Source organism: Methylobacterium sp. Leaf104 (assembly GCF_001422885.1).
Lineage (GTDB): Bacteria > Pseudomonadota > Alphaproteobacteria > Rhizobiales > Beijerinckiaceae > Methylobacterium.
This window is the reverse complement of the sequence record NZ_LMMZ01000010.1, coordinates 1-19299: the sequence shown is the minus strand read 5'-3', so window position 1 is coordinate 19299 and position 19299 is coordinate 1. Positions and strand designations below refer to the sequence as shown.

Here is a 19299-nt window from a genome sequence, read left to right as displayed (position 1 = left end):
TCGCGCTCGAAATCCTGCGCCGCCGCGCACCGCTTCAGGCCGCGACCTCGATCTGCGCGGTCGGGAGCGCAGTGGCGATCTCGGCGGCGATGCCGGCCGAGGCGATGTTCTTGGATTTGGCCTCGATCTCGAAATCCGCCCAGGCCATGTGGCGGGCCACCAGGGCGTTGACGGCGCGGTTCCACATCATGTCGGAATGGGCGGCCAGATCCCGCCAGTTGTGGCCGGCCTCGGACAGGGCGGCGAAGTCCGGCAGGGCGTCGGGGTCGTGGCCCTCCAGCAGCCCCTCCCGCGAGACGCTGATATGGGCGACCGGGCGGACGCCGCGCCAGGATTCGCGCACCCGGGCGACGCGGGGATCGTCCGGCGCGATGTATTCGCCCCGGCTCTCGACCCAGTGGTGGTGCAGGTCGAGCACCACCGGTACGGCGTCGGCCAGACCCAGCACCGTGTCCAATCCGAAGAAATTCTCGTCGTTCTCCACGGTGAGGAGGTCGCGGGCGGTCTGGGAGAGCCTGGGCAGGCTGGCGCGGAACCCTTCGAGGCCGGGATCGCGGGCTCCGACATGGATGTTGATGTGCGCCCCGTGCGGGTGCCAGCCGCTTCCGTAGCCGAGCATCGCCATGAGCTCGGCATGGTGCTCCAGCTCCTCGATGCCGTTGCGCTGGGCGGCCGGGTTCTGCGAGGCGATGACGCAGAACGGTCCGGGATGGAAGCTGAGCCGCACCGCACCGGCCCGGGCGATGTCGCCGATCCGGGCGAGGCCGTCCTCCACGAGGCGGCGCATCTCGGGCTCGGCGTAGACGTCCTGCGCCACCGCATGGGTGTAGCCGGGCAGGACGTTGCTGGCGATCCGCAGCAGGCGCTCGATCGGCGGGCGTGCGGCGACCCAGGTCACCTGGCGCTCCAGCGCACCGAGGTTGTGACGCACGAGGCCCTCGATCTTCGCCCGGCGCGCGGCCGGCGCCAGGGTCTTCAGGTGCGCCATGGTGGCGTGGGTGAGGTTCATCTGCAGGGTCGCCTCGCGGGCGGCCTTCAGGGTCTTGAAGGGCTCGGGCGGCGGCTCGAGGATGAACTTGCAGCAGAAGCCGAGGCGGGGTGTCGTATCGGTCGGGACTGGATCGGTCATGAACCGACAACGCGGCGGAGCGCCTTTGGTGCAGGGCCGGAACCGGCGACCGGAGGCGGTGCGTTGCTCCCGCGCCGTCGGCCCCGTCGGCGCCGGAGACTTCCATGGACGCCAAGCTCGCAGACCAGGTCCGCCGCGCGGCCGACCTCGCCCGCCGCCTGACCCTGGCCTATCCCCGCGGATCCCGCCGCGACGACTTCCCCTTCGCGGTGGTGGCGGCCTTCGATGCCGAGATCCGGGGCCGCGTCGAGCGCGACCGCCGGATCGAGGACGAGCGCGACCGGGTGCTCATCGCCGCCGTCAACTTCGCCGAGACGCCGCCCGAGGACGAACCGGAGGCCGTGGAGCCGGCCCGGCGCGCCCTCCTCGCGGCGATCGACTATCTCGAGGAGGCGACCCTGCGCTTCGGGATCGTCAACCGCGAGGGCGCCCGTCTCGGCTACGGCGAGGCCGGGCAGCGGGTCACGACCCCGTCCTGACGGAGCCTTCGGGGCGTGCCGCCGAATTTGTGAGGCTCCGCCCTGCGACCACGCGCCCGTCCCGCGCGTTACCCGCATCCGCCGGCGCGGTCCCGGCGATCCGTCCTGCCAGCGTGGTTCCCTTCCGATGCGTCGCCTGTTCCCCGTCTTCATCGCCGCCGTCGCTCTCCTGGCGGGGCTGATCCTGTTCACCTTCGTCAAGCACGGCGACACGGCCCACACCCAGCCGGTGCCGGAAGCCGGCGCGAGCGCCCGCTGATGCCGCGCTGGCTGCCGCTGGCGGGCGCCGCCCTCCTCGCCATCCTGGTGGTGATCGGCCTCGGCCTGTGGAAGTACGACCGCCTGCAGGAGGCGCGCATCGAGAACGGCGGGCGCCCGGCCATTCTCGCCTGCGCGCCCAACCGCGTCGGCGAGACGGGGCTGGCCGCCAATTGTCCCGGCACCGCCTTCCCGCCCGCGAAGGCCCCCTGAAGGACCGGACCCGGCATCCGAGGACCGCAGCGGAGAGAGGGAGCCTGGACCGATGCGTGGTCTCCCTGCCCGATCCGGGCTCGGCTCCTTCCCGGCCTTCGTGTTCCTGCAGGGCAGCCTCTATGCCGCCTACGGGATGGTCTCGCCGTTCCTGCCGAGCTTCCTCGGCGAGCGCGGGCTCGACGCCTCCGAGATCGGGATCGTGCTCGCCGCCGGCACGCTGATGCGCCTCGTGGCCGGGCCGGTGGCGGGGCGGATCGCGGATCGCCTCGACGCCACGCGGACCGTGGTGGCCGCCGGCGCGGCCGCCGCCGGGCTCCTGGCCTTCGCCACGCTCCTCGGGCACGGCTTCCCCGCGCTGCTCGTCCTCGGCCTCGCACAGGCCATCGCCCTCGCGGGCCTCGCGCCCCTGGCCGATGCCCTCACCCTCGCGGCGGTGGAGCGGGAGCGGACCTTCGCCTATGGCTGGGTCCGGGGTGCGGGATCCGCCGCCTTCATCCTGGCGACCCTGGCATCCGGCCAGGCGGTCGCCTGGGCCGGCCTGTCCAGCGTCCTCGTCTCGAGCGGCCTGCTGTTCCTGCTCACCGCCCTGGCGGCGCGCCAGGTGCCCGCAGCCCCGCGTGTCGCCGAACCGGACGTGCCGGCCCCGCAGGACTCGTCTCGCCACGCCCTGCGCGCGCTCCTGGCCGCGCCGCTCTTCCGGCGGGTGCTCCTCGTGGCGGCCCTCGTGATCGGCAGCCATGCCCTGCACGAGGCCTTCGCGGTGATCCGCTGGCGCGCGGCGGGTCTCGGCCCCGGCACCGTCAGCCTGCTCTGGTCGCTGGCGGTGCTCTCGGAGGTCGCGGTGTTCGTCCTGGGCGGCGCCTGGCTGCTGGAGCGCCTCGGCACCGCCGGGACGGCGATGCTGGCCGCCGGCGCCGGAATCCTGCGCTGGGCGATCATGGCGACCACGGTGGCGGTACCGATGCTGGCGATCGGCCAGGCCCTGCACGGCCTCACCTTCGCCTTGCTGCACCTGGCCAACATGCGGCTCCTCGCCGACCTCGTGCCCGCCCGCGACGGCGCCACCGCGCAGACGCTCTACGCGACCCTCGGCCTCGGGCTCGCCAACACCGTCCTGACCGGGCTCTCCGGATGGCTCTACGGACGGTTCGGGGCGGACGCGTTCTGGAGCATGGCGGCGCTCTGTGCCGTCGCCCTACCCCTGGCGGCCGGCCTCCGGCGCCCGCCTTCACGCCCCGCCTGAGGCGTGATCAGGGCCGGCATGCCCGCAGGAAGAAATCGAGCGACCGCTTCAGCGTCTCGCGCTTGACGTGGGTCATGCCCGGCCGCTCCAGGCCGAGCTCCGTCCGGTCGACGAAGCCCCGGATGGTCAGGCCCAGGAAGGCATCGGCCGCGTGCCGGACATCGTCCACCGCGAGGGCGCCCGAGCGCACGCCGTCCTCCAGGCAGCCCTCCACCAGGGGCACCACCCGCGCCAGTCCGAAATCGTGGAGAGCCCGGGCGAATTCCGGGAAGCGGCCGGCCTCGGCCACCATGACCCGCCGGAACGCGATGCAGTCCGGCGTCACCACGGTCTCGAGGATCGCCAGGGCGATGCGGTGCAGGCGCTCCTCCACGGAGCCGGCCTCCGCCGCCACCTTCTCGATGGAGGGTACGTTCTCCTCGATGAAGCGCACGCACACCGCCTCGAAGAGATCCACCTTGGAGGCGAAGCGCGTGTAGATCGTCTTCTTCGAGAGGCCGGCGGAGCTCGCGATCGCGTCGATGCTCGCCGCCTCGAAGCCCTCGGTGAGGAACACGGCCTTGGCGGCGGCGAGGACGCGCAGCAGCACGTCGCCCTCGGTCCCGCGGGGCGGGCGACCGAGGCGCCGGGATGGCGACGGCATCACGTCCCTCTGAGCCACGGCGCGGTGTCCTCCCCTCGGAAAACGATGCCAGTCCTCTCCGGAGAAGGCCAGGGAGGCGGGGCCTTCGCCGTGTGGACCGAGGGCCGGGGACGGGGGGCGTCCCCCGCCCCCGCTCTCCGTCAGAAGAACGCCTGCAGCCCCGTCTGCGCCCGGCCGAGGATCAGCGCATGGACGTCGTGCGTGCCCTCGTAGGTGTTCACCGTCTCGAGGTTCTGGGCGTGGCGCATCACGTGGTACTCGCCCATGATGCCGTTGCCGCCGTGCATGTCGCGGGCGACGCGGGCGATGTCGAGGGCCTTGCCGCAATTGTTGCGCTTGATCAGCGAGATCATCTCGGGCGCCATCCGGCCTTCGTCGAACAGGCGGCCGACCCGGAGCGCCGCCTGGAGCCCCAGGGCGATCTCGGTCTGCATGTCGGCGAGCTTCTTCTGCACGAGCTGGGTCTGGGCCAGCGGCCGGCCGAACTGCTTGCGCTCCAGGGTGTAGGAGCGGGCCCGATGCCAGCAATCCTCCGCCGCGCCCATGGCGCCCCAGGCGATGCCGTAGCGCGCCCGGTTGAGGCAGCCGAACGGTCCCTTCAGGCCGGAGACGTTGGGCAGGAGCGCGTCCTCGCCCACCTCGACGTCCTCCATCACGATCTCTCCCGTGGTGGAGGCGCGCAGGGAGAGCTTGCCCTTCAGGGTCGGGGCCGAGAGCCCCTTCATGCCCTTCTCCAGGACGAAGCCCCGGATCGCGCCCTCGTGCGCCTCGGACTTGGCCCAGACCACGAAGACGTCGGCGAAGGGCGCGTTCGAGATCCACATCTTGGCCCCCGACAGGCGATAGCCTCCCTCGGTCCTCACCGCCTTCGTCTTCATCCCGGCCGGGTCGGAACCGGCATCGGGCTCGGTCAGGCCGAAGCAGCCGATCCACGCGCCGGAGGCGAGCTTGGGCAGGAACTTCCGGCGCTGCGCCTCCGAGCCGTAGGCGTGGATCGGGTACATCACCAGGGAGGATTGCACGCTCATCATCGAGCGGTAGCCGGAATCCACCGCCTCGACCGCGCGGGCCACGAGGCCGTAGGCGACGTAGGTCGCATCGGCACCGCCGTATGCCTCGGGCAGGGTGACGCCGAGGAGCCCGCGCTCGCCCATCTTCCGAAACAGGTCCGGATTGCTGGTCTCGTGCGCGTAGGCCTCGACGATGCCCGGCAGGAGTTCCTCCTGCGCGAAGGCCCGGGCGGCCTCGTGGATGGCGCGCTCGTCCTCGCTGAGCTGGTCGTCGAGGCGGAAGGGGTCGTCCCAGGCAAAGCTCGCCGAGGCGGGGGCGGTGGGCGCGGCGGAGCCGGGCGGGCGCGTCGGGGCGTTCATGGGCGGTTCCTCGGGGCTTCTTCGTGTTCCCCTGATCCTAGCAGGCCGCGCCGCGGAGGCCACCTGTGCGACCCGGACTCCGCTGCGGGCTCGGGGCGGGCCGAAATCCTGATAGACAGGCGCGGCTCGAAGCACCGTCGCGGATGCCGGACCCGGTGCCGCCTACACGAGAGGGAGACCCCACCATGGCCGAGACGACGGCGCGCGAGGACGGCCCCCGTACACTCCCGCGGCCCCTGCCGCTCGACGGCATCCGCGTGCTCGACCTCTCGCGCGTGCTCGCCGGACCCTGGAGCGCCATGTGCCTCGGCGATCTCGGCGCCGAGGTGATCAAGGTCGAGCACCCCGAGCGCGGCGACGACACCCGCGACTGGGGCCTGCGCACGGGGGCGACCAACACCTCGTACTTCGACGCCGCCAACCGCAACAAGCGTTCGATCACCCTCGACCTCGCCTCCCCGGAGGGCCTGGCCGTGGCGCGCGATCTCGCCCGCACCTGCGACGTGGTGGTGCAGAACTTCAAGACCGGGGGCGCGGATCGCCTCGGCCTGGGCTACGCGGCCCTCAGCACCGAGAATCCGCGCCTGATCTACTGCTCGATCTCCGGCTACGCCTCGGACGGCCCGGAGGCGACCCGCCCGGGCTACGACATCGTGGTCCAGGGCGAGGCCGGCCTGATGGCGCTCAACGGCGAGGCCGAGCGGCCGCCCCTCAAGTTCGGCGTCGCGGCGGTCGACCTCTTCACCGGGCAATACGCGGCGCAGGGGGTGCTCGCCGCCCTGTTCGAGCGCGAGCGCACCGGGCGCGGCCGCCACATCGAGCTCGCCCTGTTCGATTGCGGCCTGGCGCTCACGGCCTATTGCGGCCTGGAGGCGATGGTGCGCGGGCACGACCCCGTCCGCGCCGGCAACGCCCATCCGTCGATCGCGCCCTACGGCGTGTTCCAGGCCGGGGACGGGCCCATCGTGCTGGCGGTGGGCAACAACGGCCAGTACCGCCGCCTCTGCGACGAGGTGCTGGCGCGCCCGGACCTCGCCAGCGATCCGCGCTTCTCCACGAACCTGGAGCGCTCGCGTAACCGGGCGCAGTTCCTGCCGGCGATCGAGGCGGAGCTCGCCCGCTGGACCCGGGCCGACCTCCTCGCCCGGCTCGATGCGGCCGGCATCCCTTGCGGAGAGGTGCTGGGCCTGCACGAGGCCCTGACCTCCGACCGGGCCCGCGCCGGCGACCTCGTTCTGCCCCAGGGCGGCGACGCCTCGCCCGCCGCCCACGTCCTTGCCCCGCCCTACCGCCTCGACGGAGAGCGCCTGCCCGTGCGCCGCATGCCGCCCGCCCTCGGGGCATCGAGCGCCGAGATCCGGGCGGAATGCGAGGCGCGGCGGGCGGCGGAAGCGGAGCGCCCCATGGGCGGCCCGCTCAGACCGGCAGGAGCGTGAACCCGAGGCTCTGGCCCAGGAACCGGGCTGTGATCCGGCCCGGTCCCGTCAGGTCGAAGGGCACCGAGAGCGTGCCGGTGGAGGCGATGCTGCCGGCGGGGATCGTCAGGCCGCGCTCGCGCGCCACGGCCATCAGGTCGGTGAGGGCGGCCAGCGGATCGGTCTCGTCCTCCCCCGTCACGGCACGGACCCGCTCCACGCCGTCGACCTCGACCACGAGGCTGCGCCCCACCTCGGCGAGGTCTCCCGTCGCGAAGACGGGACCGAGAACCAGGGCCTGGAAGGCGGAATTGTCGGCCGCGAAGCTCGGCCAGCCGACGGCACGCCGATCGAAGTAGCGGGACAGAACGAGTTCGAATGCCGCCCGGGTCTCGCCGACGACCTCGGCGGCCGGGACCGCGGGGGCGTCGGGGGCGATGTCGCGGGCGATCACGTAGGCGATCTCGAACTCGATCGTCACCGCCCCGGCATGCGGCATCCGGAGTTCGGCCCCCTCGCCGTGGAGCCGGTTCCGCAGCACCCGCCCGGCGATGGAGCGGCCGACCCCCGAGCCGCGCTTGCCCCTGTGGCTGCCGATGGCGAGCTTCCAGCCGGCGGTCTCGGCGCCCAGCGCCGCCACCAGCCGGTCCTGGACGTCGTAGCCCTCGGCCATCGTCCGCGGACGCACGGCCTCGGGCAGTTCCGCGAACTGCCGCCCCTCGCCATAGGCGGCCAGCAGGATGTCCGCGGCGGGCTGGGGATCGAAGGCTTCGGGGATCGCTTCGGACATGACTTCGGGCATGGCGGGCCTCTTTGCGGAGTCGGGAAGGCCCAGGCTCTAGCGGATTTTTCGTCCTCGCGGAGGCAAGAATCGTCCGTCTTGGTGCCATTCCGATTGCGAAACCGCTCAGGAGCCTGGCACGCCGTCCGCAGAGCCGATTGAACCGTACGTCCATTCATGAGGACCGGTATCGAGGCAAACCTGCTTTTCGATTGTCAAATGATGGCTTGGATATAGTGAGATGGATCCTTGATTTTGTTCCTGGCAGACCTGATGGTGATTCTAGGGACTCGTGAGCGCAAGGAAATGTCCTTGGAAATGCTTGTCTCTGATCAACCTTTGGGCATCAGGGCCTGTAATATGTCAGTCATCAGTTTTGTCAAAGACAAGCCGCGGATCTTGCTCGTGCTTGTCGCCGTTCAGGCTATGTCCCTGGCTTTTCTGATCGCCGCCACCCTATTCGTGGTCAACAAGCTTGGCGGACCATCGTATCTTCTCTTCAAAATCAGGTATGGCAGCGACGTATCGGGATGGAGCCAGGGACGGAGGGAGATGCTGGAAGCCGTCGACGTCCACGATCCGGAGGCCATCATCTTCATCGGCGATTCCATCACGCATCAGGCGGAGTGGAGCGAGTTGCTGCACGATCCCCACATCAAGAACCGGGGTGTCGACGGCGAAACGACCGACCAAGTGCTGAGCCGACTGGATGGCCTCAAGAAGATCCAGCCGCGGACGGTGATGCTCATGATTGGGATCAACGATCTGGCGTCGCGAAAGCCGGAGCAGGTCTTTGCCAATATCGCGTTGATCGTGAAACGGATCCTGTCAGACAGTCCTTCCAGCAAAATCGTTATCCAATCGGTCCTGCCAGTCAACAATCAGGTCAAGTTTCAGTATCGCAGCAACGATGATGTCAGAAAACTGAACTTCTTGCTGATCGATTACAGCAGGCAGAATAAATTCCAGTTTATCGACGTCCATCGTGTTCTGGTAGATCAGGATGGGGATCTAGACAGGGCCTATACATTCGACGGCATTCATCTCAACGGCGCGGGGTATCAGCTCTGGGTGGATCTGCTGCGAAGCATCCGATAGGCCTTCCCGCATCGCGTCGACCGGAGAGGCTGTGCCGGCCGGGATGAGCCTGGCAGCTCCGATTGCGCTGAGACCGGATCAGGGCGCGTTGTCCCGCGCCGGCGCGGCGCGCAGGAAACCGAAGTCGCAGCCCTCGTCCGCCTGCAGCACCGTGTCGTAGAACAGGTGCGCGTAGCCGCGCCGCGCCCAGTCCGGTCTCCGGGCCGGGCCGAGGGCGGCGCGGCGGGCTTCGAGCTCCGCGTCGTCCACGAGCACGTCGATGCGCCGGCCGGCGGTGTCGAGGCGGATGCGGTCGCCGGTGCGGACGAGGCCGAGGGGGCCGCCGACCGCCGATTCCGGCGTGATGTGGAGGACGATGGTGCCGAAGGCCGTCCCGCTCATGCGGGCGTCGGAGATGCGCACCATGTCCTTGATGCCGCACGCCAGAATCTTCTTCGGGATCGGCAGGTAGCCCGCCTCCGGCATGCCGGGCGCGCCCTTCGGCCCGCCGTTCTGGAGGACGAGGACGTCGTCCGGCCCGACGTCGAGGTCGGGGTCGTCGATCCGGGTGGTCATGTCGGCGATGGAGCTGAACACCACCGCCCGGCCGGTATGCTGGAGCAGGTCCGGACTCGCGGCGCTGTGCTTGATCAGGGCGCCCCGCGGGGCGAGATTGCCGCGCAGGACCGCCATGGCGCCCACGGGCTTGATCGGATCACCGGCGGCGCGGATCACCGTCTGGCCCGGTACCGCCTCGGCCGCCGCCACCACGTCGCGCAGGGTCCCGCCCGCGACCGTGCCGGCCTCGAGGTCGATCAGCGATCCCAGGTTCCGGAGGAGGACCGGCATGCCGCCGGCATGGTGGAAGTGTTCCATGTAGTGCTGGCCCGAGGGCTTCAGGTCGACGAGCACCGGCACCGCGCGCCCGAGAGCGTCGAAGGCGTCGAGGTCGATGCCGTGCGGCGTCCGGTTGGCGATGGCGGTGAGGTGGATCAGGCCGTTGGTGGAGCCGCCGATCGCCTGGAGCACCACCTGCGCGTTGCGAAAAGCGGCGGGCGTCAGGAGTTCGCTCGGCCGGGGCCCGCCCGACACCGCCATCTCGGCGGCGCGGCGCCCGCTGAGTTCCGCGATGCGGATGCGCTCGGCATGCGGCGCCGGCACGGTGGCGCTCAGGGGCAGGGCGAGGCCCAGCGCTTCCGTCACGCAGGCCATGGTGCTCGCCGTGCCCATCACCATGCAGGTGCCGACGGACGGGGCGAGCCGGCTGTTGACGGCCTCGATCTCGGCCTCATCGATCGCGCCGGCCCGGTGCGCGCTCCAGAGGCGGCGGCAATCCGTGCAGGCGCCGAGCACTTCGCCCTTGTGGTGGCCCACCACCATGGGGCCGACGGCGACGACCACGGTGGGCAGGTCGACGCTCGCCGCGGCCATGATCTGCGCCGGCAGGGTCTTGTCGCAGCCACCGATGACGATGACGGCGTCCATCGGCTGGGCCCGCAGCATCTCCTCGGTGTCCATCGCCATGAGGTTGCGCAGGAACATCGAGGTCGGGTGGGCGAAGCTCTCGTGGATCGAGATCGTCGGGAACACCATGGGCAGGCCGCCGGCCAGCATCACCCCGCGCTTGGCCGCCTCGATCAGGGCCGGAGCGTTGCCGTGGCAGGGATTGTAGTCGCTCGCCGTGTTGGTGATGCCCACGATGGGCCGGTCGAGGGCGTCGTCCGAGTAGCCCGCGGCCTTGATGAAGGCCTTGCGCAGGAACAGGGAGAAGCCCGCGTCGCCGTAGCTGGTGAGGCCCTTGCGCAGACTCTTGGTCATGATGCTCGTCCCGTTCCGGGTGTCAGGGAGCCACGCGGGCGCGCGGATCGACGCGGGCGATGCGCGACAGCAGGTAGTCGACCTCCGCCCGGCCCTGGGCCGACAGGCTCGCGGCCGGCTTGCGCTGGGCGTCCGAGGCGAAGATCCCGCGCTTCTGGAAGACGTACTTGCGCACCGCCAGACCCAGGGGGCCCTGCTGCTGCTCGTATCGCAGATACGGCAGGTGCGCGTCGAAGAGGTCGTGCGCCGCGTCGCGCTCCCCGGCCCGCGACAGGCGCACGACCTCGACGAGCATCTCCGGGAATGCATAACCCGTGTTGGCCCCGTCCGCGCCGCGCTCCATCTCGAAGTCGAGGAACAGCCCGCCATTGCCGGTGAGGATCGCGATGTGGCGCATCGAGCCGTCCTGCTCGAAGCCGCGCAGGGCGGTGATCTTGTCGAGGCCCGGCCAGTCCTCGTGCTTGAGCATGACGCAGGACGGGTTCTCGGTGACGATCCGGCGGATGACGGCGGGCGTCATCACCACCGAGAAGGTCAGCGGATAGTCCTGGATCACGAAGGGGACGTCGGGGCCGATCGCCTCGGCGGCGTTGCGGTAATAGGCCACCACCTGGTCGTCGGTGCGCAGGGTGTTGGGCGGCCCGATCATGACGCCGGCCGCACCCAGCTCCATCACCTCGCGGGCGAGCGAGCGCATGGCGGCGAAGCCTGGGGCCGAGACGCCGACGAGGACCGGCACGTCCACGCGCCCGATGACCCGGCGGGCGATGGCGACCGCCTCCGCAGGGTCGAGCTTCGGGGCCTCGCCGAGCTGGCCCAGGATGGTGAGGCCGTCGATGCCCGCGCCGAGGAAGAACTCGGACATCCGGTCGAGGGAGGTGTCGTCGACCCGGCCGTCGGGGTGGAACGGCGTCGGGGCGATCGGGATCACCCCCTTGATCGCGCTGGTGAGAGCCATGGTGTCCTCCATCGAAAGGCCTGTTCGCCCCCGCGCGGCCGCGCCGGGGCCTCGCGCGTCAGACGCTCGGGATCATCCCGCCATCGACCCGGGCGCCCGCGGCCGCCAGGGCCGTGGCGGTGGCGCGCAATCCGGGATCCATCGGCCATGTCCTCCGCGTCGATCGCTCCCGACGGACGGTCGAGGCGTGGTCCGGGGGCGGTCGGTTCCTCCCTCCGGCGGAAGGCCGTTCTACAGGCTTGCGGAGGCGACGATAAGCGGGGGCCGGCGACGTTCTGCCGGCCCGGGCGAACGGACCGTCGGCGGCCCGGCTGCGCGAGCGAGCGGCCGTGATCAGTCCCTCCGCCGAAGGGCCTCCGGATTGACGAGGTTCGGCGGCTCGGCGCCGCGCAGGATGCACAGCATCGCCTCGGCGGCCCCGAGGCCCATCACCCGCAGGCTCTCGGCGCTGGTGCCGGCGACGTGCGGGGTCAGGAGCAGGTTCGGGCAGGCGAAGTAGGGATGGTCCGCGGGCAGCGGCTGGGTCGCGAACACGTCGAGGGCCGCACCCCCGATCGCTCCGGCCCGCAGGGCCGCCGCGAGGGCCTCGTCCCGCACGATGGGGCCGCGCGCCACGTTGATCAGCACGGCGTCGGGCCGCATCCGGCCGATCAGCCCGGCATCGACGAGGCCGCGGGTCTCGGGCGTCAGCGGGCAGGCGACGACGACGGCGTCGCTTCCGGAAAACAGGGTCTCGCGGTCCACCGGCTCGATCAGGCCGCCGGCGGTGCCGCCGCTGCGGGAATGGCCGAGCACCCGCATGCCGAAGCCGTGCCGGGCGATGGCGGCGACGCGGCGGCCGATCCCGCCGGTGCCGAGGATGCCGATCGTCGTCGCGCCGATCTCGCCGAGATCGCTCGCCAGGGATTTCGCCGGGAGCCAGCCGCTCTCGCGCAGGGTCCGGTCCAGGGGGCCGAGCCGCCGGCGCAGGTGGAGCAGGGCCGCGAAGACGTACTCGGCCACCGCCCGGGTGTTGCTGCCCGGCAGGTTGGCCACCGGGATGCCGCGGGCGGTCGCCGCCTCCAGGGGCACGAAGTCGAGCCCGACGCCGTGGCGGACGATGCCGCGCAGGTGCGGCGCATGGTCGAGGATGTCGTCGGGCAGCTGCGCCCGCACGATCAGGCCCGCCGCCTCGGCCGCCAGGACCCGCAGGGTCTCGGGCCGGGTGTCCGCGGCGGTGACCACCCGGGCCGCGCCCGAGAGCAGGGCGACGGCGTCCGGGTGGATGGGATTGGTGAGGACCACCAGGGGGCTGAGGCCGGGCGATCGGTCGGGCCGGGATGCGCTCACGCTCTGGCTGCCTTCGGGGATGGGGGTGGATCGGGGATCGCTCGTCGTGCGCCGGCGCCGGCTCAGGGGTCGTGCCCGGCCACCTCCGTGCGGGCCTTGAGGATCTCGATGAGGGCGCGGTCGCGGCGCTCCGCCAGGACCGCGAGCGAGCGGCCGGCGGCCTCCGCCTCGATCCCGGCCACGATCCGGTCCTTCACGGCCTCGGTCAGTTCCGGCGTCCCGAGGCTGGCCCAGCGCCGGACCTGGCTGGGGCCGAGATGGTCGAGATAGTGCCGGATGCCGCCCTCCCCGCCGCCGAGATGATAGGTCATGTGCGGCCCCATCGCGGCCCAGCGCAGGCCGGGGCCGTTGCACAGGGCGGCGTCGATGTCGGCCACGCTCGCCACTCCTTCGGCCACGAGGTTGACGGCCTCCCGGTAGAGGGCCGAGGCGAGGCGGTTGGCGATGTGGCCCGGCATCTCGCGGGTGAGCACCACCGGCCGGCGCCCGAGCCGGGCGTAGAAGGCGGCCGCCCGCGCCGCCACCGCGGCCTCGCCGGCCACAATCTCCACCAGGGGTACGAGGTGGGGCGGGTGGAACGGGTGCGCCACCAGGATCCGCTCGGGCCGGGCGCAATCCGCCACGAGGGCGCTGCGCAGCATCGCCGAGGTGCTCGACGCGACGAGGATCGCGGGAGGCAGCAGGCGATCGACCTCGGCCAGCAGCGCGCGCTTGACCGCCTCGTTCTCCGGCGCGTTCTCCTGCACGAAGCCGGTGCCGGCGAGTGCGTCCTCCAGGCGGTCGTGGAAGCGGAGGGACCCCTGCCCGCTCAGGCCGAGCTCGGCCAGCTGCGCCCGCGCCGCCTCGATCGCGCGGGCGGCGCCCGCCTCGAACCCGGGTGCCGGATCGCAGGCCGCCACGTCGAGCCCGTGGGCGAGGAACAGGGCCGCCCAGCTGGCGCCCAGGGTGCCGCAGCCCAGCACGGTGACCCGCTGAATTTCATCCGTTTCAATGGCTGTCAAAACTCTCTCCCCGGCGGGTTTACTTTCGAATCCAGAATACGCTTATTCAACCGCGTACCGACCGTTTTCCCGTCGGACGAAGTGGGCGACACGACCCGCGACCGGAGGACACCGATGTTCAAGCGCCACGCGACCACGCGCGCCGCCCTGCTCGTTCTCGCGACCCTGGGAGCCCTCGGCAGCGCCCGGGCCGAGGACGTGGTGCGCCTCGGCAACCTGAAATTCGCCCATTACGGCGCCATCTCCTACATGAAGGAGATCGCCCCGAAATTCGGCCTGAAGATCGACGAGAAGGTCTTCGCCAAGGGCGCCGACATCTACCCCGCCATGGCGGTGGACCAGATCGACATCTCCGCCTCCGGCGCCGACGGCGCGGTGGCCGCGCGCGGCAACGGCGTGAAGCTCTACGTGGTGGCAGGCTTCGCCAATGGCGGCGTGCGCATCCTGCGCCGGCCCGACCTCGACAGCGTCAAGACCCTGAAGGACGTGAAGGGCCTCAAGGTCGCCACGGTCCGCGGCGGCACCCAGGACCTGATGCTGCTGGCCGAACTCGACAAGCACGGGATGACCTGGTCCGAGCGGGCCGGCAAGGACGTGCAACTGATCTACTTCAACAACTACGCCGACCTGAACCAGGCCCTGTCGCAGAAATACGTCGACGTGATCTGCCAGAGCGAGCCGCAATCGACCCAGGCCATCAGCGCCGGCTACGCCACCGAGGTGGTCAAGCCCTACGACACCCCCATCGGGGTGCCGGTGCGCCCCCTGGTGATGACCGAGAAGATGTACAACGAGCGTCCCGAGGTCGCCGCCAAGGTGCTCAAGCTGTTCGTGGCCGCCACCAAGGCCTTCATCGACGACCCGGCGCTGGCCGAGAAGTACGTCCGCGAGACCGTGTTCAAGGGCCAGCTCTCGAGCCAGGATTTTCGCGACGGCATGGCCAACGCCAAGTATACCTACGACGTGCCGGCCGGGCACATGCAGACCACGACCGACTACATGATGAAATACGGGCTGGGTAAGATGGTCAACCCGCCGAAATCCGACGCCGAATGGGTGAAGACGGACCTGCTCGAAAAGGCCAAGGCCGAACTCAAGACGAACTGAGCGCCAGCATGAACCGGCTTCGCGGCGCCATCGTCCCCCTGGTCCTACTCGTGCTGTGGGAGATCCTCAGCCGGGTGGGGGTGTTCTCCCCCGTCGTGCTGCCGCCGCCGAGTGCGGTGGCGATGAAGTGGTATTCCGGACTTCTGCCCGGCCTGCCCTACGATCCGGCCACCGAGAGCTACTGGCACTGGATGTTCTCCGGAGAGATGCCGCACGACGCCGTGGCGAGCCTCACCCGCGTGATCATGGGCTTCTGCGTCGGCGCCGGCCTCGCGGTGCCGGTGGGCCTCCTCCTCGGCACCAGCGACCGGCTCTATGCGCTGTTCAACCCCCTGCTCCAGATCCTGCGGCCGATCCCGCCCATCGCCTACATCCCGCTCGCCATCGTCTGGTTCGGACTCGGCAACCCGCCGGCCCTGTTCCTGATCGCGCTGGGCACCTTCTTCCCGGTCCTGGTCAACACCATCGCGGGGGTGCGGCAGGTGGATTCGATCTACATCCGGGCGGCCCGCAACCTCGGGGCCAATTCCTGGACCATGTTCCGCCGGGTGATCCTGCCGGCGGCGAGCCCCTTCGTGCTCGCCGGCATGCGGATCGGCATCGGCACCGCCTTCATCGTGGTGATCGTGGCCGAGATGATCGCGGTCTCGGACGGGCTCGGCTACCGCATTCTGGAGGCCCGCGAATACATGTGGTCCGACAAGATCATCGGCGGCATGCTCACCATCGGCATCCTCGGCCTCATCATCGACGGGGCGATGTCGCGCCTCAACGACCACCTCCTGCGCTGGCATCGCGGCCTTGAACGCTGAACCGGGACGCCTCACCATGTCGGCGCAGATCGAGATCGCCCGGGCCAGCAAGGTCTTCGGGACGGGAGCCGGCGCCGTGCCGGCGCTGGACGACATCTCCGCGACGGTGCCGGAGGGGCAGTTCCTCTGCCTGCTCGGGCCGTCCGGCTGCGGCAAGTCCACCCTGCTCAACGCCATCGCGGGCTTCACGCCGCTGAGCGAAGGGCGGATTACCATGGGCGGGCGCCCCGTCACCGAGCCGGGGCCGGACCGGGGCATGGTCTTCCAGGAATATGCCCTGTTCCCCTGGATGAACGTGGAGGACAACGTCCGCTTCGGCCTCGACATCCGGGGCGTGCCCCGCGCCGACGCCACGGTCACGGTGGACCGCATCGTGGCGACCCTGGGCCTGTCGGATTTCCGCAAGCGCTATCCGAAGGACCTCTCCGGCGGCATGCGCCAGCGCGTGGCCATCGCCCGCATCCTGGCCCTCGACCCGCCGGTGATGCTGATGGACGAGCCCTTCGGAGCCCTCGACGCCCTGACCCGGCGCACCCTGCAGGACGAGCTCCTCCGGATCTGGGCCGAGTACCGCAAGACGGTGATCTTCGTCACCCACTCCATCGAGGAGGCGATCTACCTCGCCGACCGCATCCTGGTGATGACCTACCGGCCGGGGCGCATCAAGCGCGACATCACGGTGGAGATCCCGCGGCCGCGCGACACCGCTTCGGGCGAGTTCAACGCCCTGAAGCGGGAACTCGCCGGGCTGGTGATGGCCGAGCAGCAGCGCTTCACCAGCGCGGAGCTGCACGGCACGGCGGTGGACTGAGGGAGCGTCGCCGTCGGAAAGTCGGGGTCCGGCCCCGGACGTTCCGGGCCATGGATCTGCCCTCCGGCGATTCGCCATCCGGAGACAAGAACGCCCGCAGGCCGGTGGGCCGCGGGCGCCGAAGGTTGTTGCAAATCACCCGAGGACCAGCACGGGCAGCGCGAAGATGAAAGCCGTTCTCGCGGTGGCTGGCAAGAAGAAAAACGGAGCCTGATCGGCGAACCCTGTTCAGTACCGGTCTGGTCGCAGCCCCTCGGACAACCGAAGCGCTTCGAGGACGGCCTTGCCGATGCGGTCCGCCTCGTCCTCGCCCGCGGCGTTGGCCAGCACGACGGCCACGGGCCGCGGAACCGACAAGGCCTGCGCACCGACCGTGATCTGAAGCTCGTCGCCGTGCGGCGCCTCGATGCGGCGCAGGCCGACGCGCAGGCCGGCGGCATCTCCGAAGACGCGCTCCAGGCCCGCCAGGGCCTCCCGGCTCGTGCCGAAATCACCCGTGATGACGTCAGCCATGCGTTCTCCTCCTTCGGGTCGGCGCCACGGATGCGCGGGCCCGGTCGCCCGCGGACTCGGCGAAGCGGCGTAGGGCGATCAGGAGGTCGACCATTCCCGCTTGACCTCCTCGGCCGAGCGGTCGAGCCGCACGGTGTCGCCCTCGACGGACTGGACGAAATCCACCGGGATAAAGTGGTGGAGGCCGCCCGCCTCCGGGTCCTTCTTCGTCAGCTTGATCTCGCCCTTGTCGACGTGATCGACCGTGCCGACATGCGCACCGTCCGAACCGACGACGTCGGCATGTTCCTTGATCTGCGAGACATCGACCATCGGCATCACTCCCTGTTGCGAGGTCAACGGGAGCGGCGTGGCGGTGTTCCAGCCGCCGGACGGGGCTGCGTCAGGGATCGGCGCCGGTCGGGTCCGCACCGTCGCGCCGCGCTGCGCGGGCCATGTTGATGAGTTCGCGGGCCGTGAGCCCGCGCGCCGGGACTTCGGACGCCTCCGGCCCCGCCATGGCCGGCCGGATCGTGGCTAGAACCGGCCGGCCGAGGGCGAGCCCGCTGGACCGCAGCGTGGCGTCCTGGCTCCGCCAGAGCCGGCGCAGGCGCATCGCCCGCGAGTCGCTCGCCCGGATGCCGCTCACCCGCCTGTCGATCTCTGCCGCCATTCGTCCTCGTCCCGTCCTCGTCTGGGGCGAATAGCAAAGCTTGATCGCAGGCGACATTCTTGAAGTGGCCGGCCGCCGCTCTACGGAGCCTGATGGCCGGGCCTATCCGCCCGGCGGTGCGATCAGGTCGTCGGGCGTGACGCCGAGCGCCCAGGCCAGCCGGCCGAGGGCCGCGAGGTCGACGGCGTCGCCCTCGCCCCGCTCCACGGCCTGGATCGTCGAGATCTCGACCTCCGCGAGGTAGGCGAGGTCTTCGAGGGGCAGGCCGAGGCGCAGCCGGGCGGCGCGCAGGTTCCGGGCGAGGTTCATCAGGAGGGTGCGCGTTTCGGCGGCCCGATCGGACATGCCCACCATATGGCGTGCGGCATCGACCGGCTGTCAGGCTCTGCGGCGTTTGGCGCGTGGCCGGGCGTTCGGTCCTCCCGCGCCGTCATCGATCCTTAACCATGATGCGTCAGGGTCCGATCAAGCCGGTGGCGGCCTCGCGGCGCCTGACCGGCGACGGCCATGCCGCCGGATCGGGTGACGCCGGATGTACGCGCACCCGGTCCCGGCGGCATGCCCGTCGGCCCTCCGCGCCGAGGCCGGGGCGTGCGCGAAACCCTCTCCCCCGGTCCGGCGTTGACGCTGATCCCTGGGCAGGATCCGGCCTCTGGCTCGTCGCCCGGACCCGAGCAGCCTGCCTCGAACCGACGCATCGGACGGTCCCGCATGTCTCTCTTCTTCGCCCTCGCCCTCATCGGCATCCCCATGGCTCTCGCGGCGATGGAACTGGTCCGCATGCGCGCCTCCCGCCCTCTCTGAGACGGGCAAGCCGGGATCGATCCGCCGGCGGCTGGCCTCACTCGCGGTCGATTGGTAGAACGCGGAGCGGGGCCTCGACTTTCGGCGGGCGAATGGCCAGCCGTCGCGCCCGCATCCGGCGCCGGGATCATCGGTGCCGCCGCGGCGGGCGGCGTCGCCCGCCGGGCATTGCGGGTTGGCAGTGCGTTCGGGCGCGCGCAACAGGGCCACCTGATCGTCGGCCGATCAACCCTGCTTCGCGCCTTCGAGGTCGACGTTCTGAGTGGTGGCGGGATGGGCAACCTGGCCGCTCCGCCCTCCTCCTTTTCCGACGAGCGTTCCGCGCGAGCGGATCAGCGCATCAGGCGTTCCTGGATGAAGCGGTCCCGGCGACGCTTGGAGACGTAGGAGCGGGCCGCGTAGCCCAGCGCGTAGCCCAGCGCGATCATCACCAGGACGGCGAGAAACTGGAGCAGGAACGAGATCAGGACCCCGAGCGCGACGCCCACGGCGAGGAGCGCGTAGCCGGTGCCGCGCGTGCGCGGCTTGCTCATCTCCACGGCGGCGGCCAGACGGACGACCTGAACGTTCCGCCGGATCGCCCCGCGGAGGGACTCGAACTTGGCGCCGAAGGCGTGGGAGGCGTGCATCGAGGGCGCTCTGCGTGAAGGCGGGTCGTGAGTCGGCTGCAGGCCAGCATATCGTGATCGCGCCGGCTTGGTGAAGTCCGGCTTCGGAGACGTCCGGCCGGTCGCGTCGGCGCGCGGCCGGGATGTCGGGCGATGCTCGGGCCGGGCGTGAGGATCCGCTCAGAACGCGTTGGTTCGGCGCGTGATTTCGGCCAGGACGGTGCGCACGAGGATCTGGATGTCGAGGCGCAGGCTCTGGTTCTCGATGTACCAGA

At 70.8% G+C, this 19299-nt stretch carries 22 protein-coding genes; 9 read left to right on the top strand and 13 right to left on the bottom strand.

What is annotated here, in order from left to right:
- Nucleotides 1-34: 34 nt before the first annotated feature.
- A complete protein-coding gene (locus tag ASF49_RS09060; RefSeq protein ID WP_056471022.1) occupies nucleotides 35-1129 on the bottom strand; it encodes a UV damage endonuclease UvsE in 1095 nt (364 codons plus the stop codon).
- A 104-nt stretch (nucleotides 1130-1233) separates the two neighbouring features.
- On the opposite strand from ASF49_RS09060, the gene ASF49_RS09055 reads away from it, so the two are divergent.
- The 4 genes from ASF49_RS09055 to ASF49_RS09045 all read left to right on the top strand — a co-directional run bounded on the left by ASF49_RS09055 (nucleotide 1234) and on the right by ASF49_RS09045 (nucleotide 3325).
- Entirely contained in the window at nucleotides 1234-1608 is a 375-nt protein-coding gene (locus tag ASF49_RS09055) for a hypothetical protein (protein WP_056471020.1), read from the top strand.
- Between the two features lie 127 nt (nucleotides 1609-1735).
- On the top strand, nucleotides 1736-1867 hold the full coding sequence (locus ASF49_RS24715) for a hypothetical protein (protein ID WP_272481499.1): 132 nt from the start codon (nucleotides 1736-1738) through the stop codon (nucleotides 1865-1867).
- The gene (locus ASF49_RS09050; RefSeq protein WP_056471017.1) at nucleotides 1867-2079 is read left to right on the top strand and encodes a hypothetical protein; all 213 of its coding nucleotides are present in this window, start codon (nucleotides 1867-1869) and stop codon (nucleotides 2077-2079) included. The genes ASF49_RS24715 and ASF49_RS09050 overlap by 1 nt, the downstream gene beginning before the upstream one ends.
- A 52-nt stretch (nucleotides 2080-2131) precedes the next feature.
- Entirely contained in the window at nucleotides 2132-3325 is a 1194-nt protein-coding gene (locus ASF49_RS09045) for an MFS transporter (protein ID WP_056471014.1), read from the top strand.
- Nucleotides 3326-3332: 7 nt separating this feature from the next.
- On the opposite strand, the gene ASF49_RS09040 is transcribed toward ASF49_RS09045, so the two are convergent.
- Complete coding sequence (locus tag ASF49_RS09040; protein ID WP_156652948.1) at nucleotides 3333-3986, bottom strand: TetR/AcrR family transcriptional regulator; 654 nt, start codon at nucleotides 3984-3986, stop codon at nucleotides 3333-3335.
- Between the two features lie 122 nt (nucleotides 3987-4108).
- Entirely contained in the window at nucleotides 4109-5338 is a 1230-nt protein-coding gene (locus ASF49_RS09035) for an acyl-CoA dehydrogenase (protein ID WP_056471008.1), read from the bottom strand.
- A gap of 185 nt (nucleotides 5339-5523) precedes the next feature.
- Here ASF49_RS09035 and ASF49_RS09030 point away from each other — a divergent pair, with 185 nt between their 5' ends.
- A complete protein-coding gene (locus ASF49_RS09030) occupies nucleotides 5524-6774 on the top strand; it encodes a CaiB/BaiF CoA transferase family protein (RefSeq protein WP_056471005.1) in 1251 nt (416 codons plus the stop codon).
- Here the strand turns inward: ASF49_RS09030 and ASF49_RS09025 are convergent.
- Nucleotides 6755-7555 (bottom strand): fumarylacetoacetate hydrolase family protein, encoded by an 801-nt coding sequence (locus tag ASF49_RS09025; protein ID WP_243214890.1) that lies wholly within the window; start codon nucleotides 7553-7555, stop codon nucleotides 6755-6757. The two genes, ASF49_RS09030 and ASF49_RS09025, sit on opposite strands and share 20 nt — an antisense overlap.
- Before the next feature lie 228 nt (nucleotides 7556-7783).
- Between ASF49_RS09025 and ASF49_RS09020 the strand changes: the two genes are divergently transcribed.
- Nucleotides 7784-8632 carry a GDSL-type esterase/lipase family protein gene (locus ASF49_RS09020; RefSeq protein WP_056470997.1) on the top strand — a complete coding sequence of 283 codons (849 nt, stop codon included), beginning with the start codon at nucleotides 7784-7786 and terminating at the stop codon, nucleotides 8630-8632.
- Between the two features lie 78 nt (nucleotides 8633-8710).
- Here the strand turns inward: ASF49_RS09020 and ASF49_RS09015 are convergent, their stop codons facing one another.
- The 4 genes from ASF49_RS09015 to ASF49_RS09000 all read right to left on the bottom strand — a co-directional run bounded on the left by ASF49_RS09015 (nucleotide 8711) and on the right by ASF49_RS09000 (nucleotide 13717).
- A complete protein-coding gene (locus ASF49_RS09015; RefSeq protein WP_056470995.1) occupies nucleotides 8711-10429 on the bottom strand; it encodes an IlvD/Edd family dehydratase in 1719 nt (572 codons plus the stop codon).
- Between the two features lie 22 nt (nucleotides 10430-10451).
- A complete protein-coding gene (locus ASF49_RS09010) occupies nucleotides 10452-11387 on the bottom strand; it encodes a dihydrodipicolinate synthase family protein (protein WP_056471107.1) in 936 nt (311 codons plus the stop codon).
- Between the two features lie 333 nt (nucleotides 11388-11720).
- Nucleotides 11721-12716, bottom strand: a complete 996-nt coding sequence (locus ASF49_RS09005; protein WP_056470991.1) for an NAD(P)-dependent oxidoreductase — start codon at nucleotides 12714-12716, stop codon at nucleotides 11721-11723.
- A 62-nt stretch (nucleotides 12717-12778) separates the two neighbouring features.
- Nucleotides 12779-13717, bottom strand: a complete 939-nt coding sequence (locus ASF49_RS09000; protein WP_243214888.1) for a 3-hydroxyacyl-CoA dehydrogenase NAD-binding domain-containing protein — start codon at nucleotides 13715-13717, stop codon at nucleotides 12779-12781.
- A gap of 114 nt (nucleotides 13718-13831) precedes the next feature.
- On the opposite strand from ASF49_RS09000, the gene ASF49_RS08995 reads away from it, so the two are divergent.
- From ASF49_RS08995 to ASF49_RS08985, 3 genes are read left to right on the top strand one after another with little or no spacing between them, the layout of a single operon-like run.
- The gene (locus ASF49_RS08995) at nucleotides 13832-14824 is read left to right on the top strand and encodes an ABC transporter substrate-binding protein (RefSeq protein ID WP_082511050.1); all 993 of its coding nucleotides are present in this window, start codon (nucleotides 13832-13834) and stop codon (nucleotides 14822-14824) included.
- Nucleotides 14825-14832: 8 nt separating this feature from the next.
- Nucleotides 14833-15636: an ABC transporter permease gene (locus ASF49_RS08990; RefSeq protein WP_056470988.1), complete on the top strand. Its 804-nt coding sequence runs from the start codon at nucleotides 14833-14835 to the stop codon at nucleotides 15634-15636.
- Nucleotides 15637-15652: 16 nt separating this feature from the next.
- A complete protein-coding gene (locus tag ASF49_RS08985; RefSeq protein WP_056470985.1) occupies nucleotides 15653-16447 on the top strand; it encodes an ABC transporter ATP-binding protein in 795 nt (264 codons plus the stop codon).
- A gap of 228 nt (nucleotides 16448-16675) precedes the next feature.
- Here ASF49_RS08985 and ASF49_RS08980 read toward each other — a convergent pair whose 3' ends face one another.
- The 5 genes from ASF49_RS08980 to ASF49_RS08960 form a co-directional block, all read right to left on the bottom strand.
- A complete protein-coding gene (locus ASF49_RS08980; RefSeq protein WP_056470982.1) occupies nucleotides 16676-16960 on the bottom strand; it encodes a hypothetical protein in 285 nt (94 codons plus the stop codon).
- A gap of 78 nt (nucleotides 16961-17038) precedes the next feature.
- The gene (locus ASF49_RS08975) at nucleotides 17039-17272 is read right to left on the bottom strand and encodes a DUF2171 domain-containing protein (protein ID WP_056470978.1); all 234 of its coding nucleotides are present in this window, start codon (nucleotides 17270-17272) and stop codon (nucleotides 17039-17041) included.
- Nucleotides 17273-17342: 70 nt separating this feature from the next.
- Entirely contained in the window at nucleotides 17343-17612 is a 270-nt protein-coding gene (locus tag ASF49_RS08970; protein WP_056470975.1) for a hypothetical protein, read from the bottom strand.
- Nucleotides 17613-17714: 102 nt separating this feature from the next.
- Complete coding sequence (locus ASF49_RS08965; RefSeq protein WP_162240964.1) at nucleotides 17715-17957, bottom strand: helix-turn-helix domain-containing protein; 243 nt, start codon at nucleotides 17955-17957, stop codon at nucleotides 17715-17717.
- Between the two features lie 791 nt (nucleotides 17958-18748).
- Nucleotides 18749-19045 (bottom strand): hypothetical protein, encoded by a 297-nt coding sequence (locus tag ASF49_RS08960; protein WP_056470968.1) that lies wholly within the window; start codon nucleotides 19043-19045, stop codon nucleotides 18749-18751.
- Between the last annotated feature and the right edge of the window lie 254 nt (nucleotides 19046-19299).